The sequence below is a fragment of the Mycobacterium sp. genome, assembly GCF_035697385.1.
Taxonomy (GTDB): domain Bacteria; phylum Actinomycetota; class Actinomycetes; order Mycobacteriales; family Mycobacteriaceae; genus Mycobacterium.
The window spans coordinates 21482-27792 of sequence record NZ_DASSCY010000288.1; the positions used below are offsets into that span (position 1 = coordinate 21482).

The 6311-nt window shown below is 65.7% G+C and carries 8 protein-coding genes; 3 read left to right on the plus strand and 5 right to left on the minus strand.

What is annotated here, in order from left to right; translation table 11 throughout:
• Nucleotides 1–6: 6 nt before the first annotated feature.
• Together VFH65_RS24745 and VFH65_RS24750 are read right to left on the minus strand one after the other, a co-directional pair.
• Nucleotides 7–249 (minus strand): hypothetical protein, encoded by a 243-nt coding sequence (locus tag VFH65_RS24745; protein ID WP_353325104.1) that lies wholly within the window; start codon nt 247–249, stop codon nt 7–9.
• Between the two features lie 88 nt (nt 250–337).
• Entirely contained in the window at nt 338–946 is a 609-nt protein-coding gene (locus VFH65_RS24750) for a TetR/AcrR family transcriptional regulator (RefSeq protein WP_353325106.1), read from the minus strand.
• Between the two features lie 86 nt (nt 947–1032).
• Between VFH65_RS24750 and VFH65_RS24755 the strand changes: the two genes are divergently transcribed.
• Entirely contained in the window at nt 1033–1440 is a 408-nt protein-coding gene (locus VFH65_RS24755; RefSeq protein WP_353325107.1) for a TIGR03668 family PPOX class F420-dependent oxidoreductase, read from the plus strand.
• A 160-nt stretch (nt 1441–1600) separates the two neighbouring features.
• Here the strand turns inward: VFH65_RS24755 and VFH65_RS24760 are convergent, their stop codons facing one another.
• Nucleotides 1601–2203, minus strand: a complete 603-nt coding sequence (locus VFH65_RS24760) for a dihydrofolate reductase family protein (RefSeq protein WP_353325108.1) — start codon at nt 2201–2203, stop codon at nt 1601–1603.
• A gap of 172 nt (nt 2204–2375) precedes the next feature.
• Here VFH65_RS24760 and VFH65_RS24765 point away from each other — a divergent pair, with 172 nt between their 5' ends.
• Both VFH65_RS24765 and VFH65_RS24770 read left to right on the plus strand, forming a co-directional pair.
• On the plus strand, nt 2376–4538 hold the full coding sequence (locus VFH65_RS24765; RefSeq protein ID WP_353325109.1) for an elongation factor G-like protein EF-G2: 2163 nt from the start codon (nt 2376–2378) through the stop codon (nt 4536–4538).
• A gap of 115 nt (nt 4539–4653) precedes the next feature.
• A complete protein-coding gene (locus VFH65_RS24770; protein WP_353325110.1) occupies nt 4654–5271 on the plus strand; it encodes a sigma-70 family RNA polymerase sigma factor in 618 nt (205 codons plus the stop codon).
• On the opposite strand, the gene VFH65_RS24775 is transcribed toward VFH65_RS24770, so the two are convergent.
• Entirely contained in the window at nt 5243–5980 is a 738-nt protein-coding gene (locus VFH65_RS24775; protein ID WP_353325112.1) for a hypothetical protein, read from the minus strand. The two genes, VFH65_RS24770 and VFH65_RS24775, sit on opposite strands and share 29 nt — an antisense overlap.
• Nucleotides 5977–6311, minus strand: a 335-nt coding sequence (locus VFH65_RS24780) for a zinc ribbon domain-containing protein (RefSeq protein ID WP_353325114.1), incomplete at its 5' end; no start/stop codon positions are given. The genes VFH65_RS24780 and VFH65_RS24775, both read right to left, overlap by 4 nt.

A 6311-nucleotide genomic window follows, 5' to 3' on the forward strand; every position in this document is an offset into this window, starting at 1 on the left:
ACCAAACTAGCGGTGTCCGCCGTGGTGGAAGATCAGCAGGTTTCCGTAGAAGGGGTACTGCGGCGCGTACTGAACCTGCGGTGAGTCGTTGATCTGCACGTTGCCCGGCGTCTGACATTGGGTGTTTGACGCACCGAGGTCTGTGCATGTCTGCGCAAACCCCGTCGGTTCGGCTGATGCTGCTGGGGCGAGCGCGATCGCTGCTGCGGCGACGCCCATAACCAGCGGTGAGATGTACCTGATCTTCATCGATCTTCTCCTTCAGGAGCCTGGTTAGAAACTGAACGTTTAGTTTCTAATTCAGGTTAGCGCCGCGCCACTGACGCGTGGGGTGAGATCAGTCACCGGTGGTCAAGCGGCACATCGCGGTGTCGACGAGCAGGTCGGCCGCGGCATCGTCCAGCGGCGCGTGACCCATCAGGTGCCGGTACAGCACCGGCCCGATCATCAGGTCCGTCGCCGCCTCGTGGTCCACATCGGCCCGCAGTTCGCCGCGGGCGACGCCGCGATCCCAGATCGCGCGGATCAGGTCGCGCCGCGGGACGACGAGGTGCTCGCGCAGCACCGCCTGAATGGCCGGGTCGAACTGCGCCTCTCCGACCAGCTGGGCGAACACTCGCCCGCTCGCGCCGGCATAGAAGTGCACCAAGCCCCGCAGCACTATGCGCAAATCCTCACGCGCCGAACCGGTTTCCGGATCGCCCGACTCGGCCATCATCTCCGACAAGAAGGCGTCGACGGCAACCGCGTACTTGTTGGTCCACCACTTGTAGATGGTGGCCTTGCTGGTGCCGCTCCGGCTGGCGATCTCCTCGGTGGTCATCGCCCGAAGACCCACTTCGTGCAGCAGTTCCGAGGTCGCGCGCAGCACCGCGGTGCGGGAGTGCTCGCTGCGCGGCCGCCCGGGGCGGCTGACCGTTGGCAACTTACTGAACCCAGAGTTCACACCTACAACTATTGGCTACTTCCCCGGTATCGCAACCGCAGGCGTCGAGTCTGGAGAAGTGGGGTGCGAGGAATAGTCTCTAGGACGTGGCCGAATTCGACGCCGCGGCCATGTTCGCGGAATCACCCGTGGCAATGCTGGCCACGTCCGGGCCTGAAGGTGCGCCGCACATCGTGCCCGTGGTCTTCGCCGTTCACGATGACGTGGTGTACACCGCTGTCGACGCCAAACGTAAGTCGACGCGACGATTGCGGCGGCTGGCCAACATCGAGGCCAACCCACAGGTGAGCATGCTCGTCGACCACTACGAGGACGACTGGTCACAGTTGTGGTGGGTGCGCGCCGACGGTGTCGCGGCGATCCACTACAGCGGTGACGAGATGGCGGCCGGGTACTCGCTGCTGCGTAGGAAATACCTTCAGTACCAGAGAATTGCGCTGGACGGACCTGTTGTCACTGTGGACGTGCAACGGTGGACATCGTGGCAAGCGTGAGTCCCGAAGATCCGAAAGTCCCTGTCGCATAAGCGGTTCCGTTAGCCGGCGGGACGGAGTTCCCAGCCGAACCGGACCTGGTTGCGGTGCCCGTCGACCGGCCTGCGATGTCGTCGTAATTGATCATGGCCCAGCCTCAACGGACAGGGACGGCGGTCGATTACATGCCGGGTACGCGTAACGTCACGTGCACCACGTGGTCCGTCGGCCTGACGCTGGCGTAATCGAACGTGAGTCTCTTCACGCCGTTGAAGACGCGCTCGCCCGCGCCGAGCGTGATCGGCACGATGTGCAGCCGCAGTTCGTCCACCGCTCCCAGCATGAGGTACTGGTTCAGCGTGGCAGGCCCGCCCGCGATCGACACCCGGCCGTCACCTGCCGCCGCCTTCGCCCGCTCCAGTGCCGCCTCGGGTCCGTCGGTGACGAAGATGAACGTCGTGCCGCCGTCCAACTCGACCGGGTCACGGCGGTAGTGAGTCAGCACGAACACCGGCGCGTGATACGGCGGCTCCGGCAGCCACCACCCTTTCCATTCGAGATCCCACTCGCCGCGGCCGGGCGCGAACATGTTGCGCCCCATGATGTAGGCGCCCGCGCCGACGATGGCGTCGACCTCGGCCTGATTCTCCTCTGCGTGTTCGAACATCCAGGTGTGCAGCTGTTCGTCTTCGAGGCCCTCTCCGAACGGCAGCTCCTCGGACTGGTTCGGGCCCGCCGCGTAGGCGTCCAGCGATACAGCGATGTCTGCCGTGACTGTGGTCATGTCTAGAACTGACCTTAGCTGCGGCCGAAAGTCGCCGAATCCCTTGTGTTCAGTGTCAGTTCGGGGAATTGTGGATTAACAGAGCAAGAGGATGGGCCGCTCGATCTAATCGTCGGCTCCGCCGCGCGATCTAATCGTCGGCTCCGCCGACGGCGACTAGGAGGGACCCGTCATGGCTGACAAGGCGACAACTTCTCAGGCCGGAGCCGCCCCCACCGCGGACAGTCCGGCCGCCATCCGCAACGTGGTGCTGGTGGGCCCATCGGGTGGCGGCAAGACGACACTCGTCGAGGCCCTTCTGGTCGCCTCCGGTGTACTCACCAGACCCGGCTCCGTGGTCGACGGCACCACGGTCTGCGACTGCGATGAAGCCGAGATCGCCGCGCAGCGCTCGGTCGGACTCGCCCTGGCGTCCCTGCAGCACGACGGGATCAAGGTCAACCTGATCGACACGCCCGGCTACGCGGACTTCGTCGGCGAGCTACGGGCCGGGCTGCGAGCCGCCGACTGCGCACTATTCGTGATCGCCGCCAACGAAGGCGTCGACGAGCTGACCAAGACGCTGTGGGCGGAGTGCAGCCAGGTCGGGATGCCGCGCGCCGTGGTGGTCACCAAGCTCGACCACGCTCGCGCCAACTACGACAGCGCGCTGGCCGAGGCGCAGCAGGCGTTCGGCGACAAAGTCCTTCCGCTCTACCTGCCCGCCGACTCGCCCTGTACGGGCTTGATCGGTCTGCTCTCGCAGACGCACTACGAGTACGCCAACGGCAAGCGCTCCACCACGCACGAGCCGGACGCCTCCTACGCCGAGGCGATCGAGGAACTGCGCGGCACCCTCATCGAGGGAATCATCGAGGAGTCCGAGGACGAGACGCTGATGGATCGTTACCTCGGGGGTGAGGCGATCGACCAGTCGGTGCTGATCGACGACCTCGAGAAGGCGATCGCGCGAGGGTCGTTCTTCCCGGTGATCCCGGTGTGCAGCAGCACCGGCGTCGGCACGCTCGAACTGCTGGAGATCGCCACCAGCGGGTTCCCGGCCCCGGACGAGCATCCGATGCCCGAGGTGTTCACTCCGCAGGGCGCGTCGCGCAACGGCTTGACCTGCGACCCGAGCGGACCCCTGCTGGCCGAGGTGGTCAAGACGACATCGGATCCCTACGTCGGCAGGGTCAGCCTGGTCCGGGTGTTTTCCGGGACGATCAGGCCCGACGCGACGGTGCACGTGTCGGGCCATCTCAGTTCGTTCTTCGGTTCCGCCGATCACAACGGTTCCTCCACCAGCCACGCCGACCACGACGAAGACGAGCGCATCGGCACGCTGTCGTTCCCGCTCGGCAAGCAGCAGCGTCCCGCACCGTTTGTGGTGGCAGGCGACATCTGTGCGATCGGCCGGCTGAGCCGCGCCGAGACCGGCGACACGCTTTCCGACAAGTCCGATCCCCTCGTGCTCAAGCCGTGGACGATGCCCGAGCCGCTGCTGCCGATGGCTGTGCAACCCCGCGCCAAGACCGACGAGGACAAGCTGTCGGTCGGGTTGGCTCGGCTGGCCGCAGAGGACCCAACGCTGCGCATCGAGCAGAACCCGGAGACCCACCAGATCGTGTTGTGGTGCATGGGCGAAGCCCACGCCGGCGTCGTCCTCGATGCGCTGTCGCGCCGGTACGGCGTCGCCGTTGACACAGTGGAGCTGCGCGTGCCGTTGCGGGAAACGTTCGGCGGCAACGCAAAAGGCCACGGCCGGCACGTTAAACAGTCCGGAGGACATGGCCAGTACGCGGTGTGCGACATCGAGGTGGAGCCGCTGCCGGAGGGGTCGGGCTTCGAGTTCGTGGACAAGGTGGTCGGCGGTGCGGTGCCGCGCAACTTCATCCCGAGCGTCGAGAAGGGTGTGCGCGCGCAGATGGAAAAGGGTGTCGGCGCCGGCTATCCAGTGGTCGACATCCGGGTCACGCTGTTCGACGGCAAGGCCCACAGCGTGGACTCGTCGGACTTCGCGTTCCAGATGGCTGGCGGGCTGGCGCTGCGCGAGGCCGCGTCCGCGACAAGGGTGAATCTGCTCGAGCCGGTGGATGTGGTGTCCGTGATGGTGCCCGACGATCTGGTCGGAACGGTGATGGGTGACCTGGCGGGCCGCCGCGGTCGCGTGCTTGGCACCGAAAAGGTCGGCGACGATCGCACCTTGGTGAAGGCCGAGATTCCGGAGGTCGAACTCACCCGATACGCGATCGACTTGCGCTCGCTGTCCCACGGCGCAGGTTCGTTCACCCGGTCCTTCGCGCGCTATGAGCCGATGCCGGAATCGGTCGCGTCCAAGGTGAAGGCCTCGGTCTAGTCCGGAGTTCCGCCGCGTATGGGGGATAACCGGTAGCCGACGGTTCGGGTTTCCCGTCGGGAGCTTGGGGGCCAGCCGTGCTGACTTGGCGGCGGCCACGCACAAGAGTCGAACCATGCTCGGGGACAAGCAGTTCGCAGGTGCGGAATTGACGACACGGTTCGAGCGGGACGCGATTCCACTGCTCGACGGACTCTACCGTCATGCGTTCAGACTGACTCGGGATCATACCGACGCCGAGGACCTACTCCAGGAGACGGCGGCCAAGGCGTTTGTCGGGTTTCACACCTACCGTGACGGCACCAACCTGGCAGGCTGGCTGTACCGGATTCTGCTCAACAGCCACATCAGCAGTTACCGCAAACGCCAGCGCGGGCCCGCCCATTGGCTGACCGAGCAGATCACCGACGGCCAGATGGCCGCAGAGGCACGTCATTCCGACCGCGGCCTGTGGTCGGCCGAAGACGTGGTGCTGGCTTCGTTGGGGGACAACGAGGTTGCGGTGGCCATGCGAATGCTGCCGGAGAAGCTGCGTACGGCGGTCTATTACGCCGACGTCGAGGGGATGCGGTGCAAGGAGATCGCCGAAGTCACCGGCGTCCCGCTCGGGACGGTGATGTCGCGCGTGCATCGCGGGCGGCGGCGGCTGCGCAACTTGCTGGCAAACGTCGCCGAGGACAGGGGCTATCCCCTGGCCGATGAGCTCACCGCGGCGGGTCGCCTCGCCAGCTGAAGCTGTTCACGTATTTGCCCATATCCAAGGCGATTTGGAGATTGGCGCCGGAGGGTTTGCCGATGCCCGAGTCAGGGCCGAACTGGTGGAACGGTCCGACAGCGGCGGCCACCAGGGCCAGGTCATTCTTCACGGCCACCATCACGATCACCCGCATCCTCATGTAGCTGCTGTTGGCGCCTTGGGGCCAGCAGTCGGCCACCTTCCCGTAGCCGGGGTGGTATCCGACCATCGCGTTGGGGATCTCATAGGCGGTGCGGGTGTCGGGGAACGTCTTGTTCACCAGGGCCGTGGCGATGTCCTGCGGTGACCGGTTGGCGGCGGGCTGGCTGAACAACTGCAGGGTGCCGCCGTCGCCTGCCAGGAAATCTGCCGTCACCCCATTGGGTTTGGTGGTGATCTTGTACGCCGTGCTCTCTACGGGATAGGACACCGAGAACGTCCCGTCAGGGGCGGTGAAGCGGGGATTGATCTCCACCGGGGTGCCCGTCGGTGGCCGCCCACAGTCGGGCGGGCACATGTAGCGCACCGGCGGCTTGGCTATCAACGCCGAGACCCCGACGAGCGTCGCCGCGATCACGGCGATCGCCAGAAACCATGTCAGCACCAGCCGCGTGCGCGATGTGCGCCGCAGCGGCGGAGCCGCATATTCCCCACCCGGGACTGCATACCCGGGAAAGAAACTCGGCGATTGGGAGGGCGCGGTCATGGGCCTTCTGGCTCCGCCTCGCTGCGCACCGGCCGTATCTCTCGGCGCGTCTTCCGGGACGTGCGTGACGATGCGCGCGTCGCCGCCCCGCAGGCCGGGCAGAACGCCATATCGGGAACGACATGACCGCAGTGCGGGCACAACAGCGGCTCGTCGGTTTGGATCTCGTCATGCGCTTCGTGCAGCAGTGCCAGGTGCAGGCCGACGCGCAGTACGAGCAAGGCCACCAGTGCCACAACCAGATACAAGACCAACATCAACATTTGCGGAAAGTGCGAGACGTCGATCAGCCCGAGGGCTATATAGACCACCAGCACCGCGACGGCGAACA

What these genes read in the sequence shown, in the direction of transcription:
- VFH65_RS24775 (WP_353325112.1), bottom strand. Translation starts at nt 5,980, where the DNA reads ATGACCGCGCCCTCCCAATCGCCGAGTTTCTTTCCCGGGTATGCAGTC.
- VFH65_RS24745 (WP_353325104.1), bottom strand. Translation starts at nt 249, where the DNA reads ATGAAGATCAGGTACATCTCACCGCTGGTTATGGGCGTCGCCGCAGCA.
- VFH65_RS24770 (WP_353325110.1), top strand. Translation starts at nt 4,654, where the DNA reads ATGCTCGGGGACAAGCAGTTCGCAGGTGCGGAATTGACGACACGGTTC.
- VFH65_RS24765 (WP_353325109.1), top strand. Translation starts at nt 2,376, where the DNA reads ATGGCTGACAAGGCGACAACTTCTCAGGCCGGAGCCGCCCCCACCGCG.
- VFH65_RS24760 (WP_353325108.1), bottom strand. Translation starts at nt 2,203, where the DNA reads ATGACCACAGTCACGGCAGACATCGCTGTATCGCTGGACGCCTACGCG.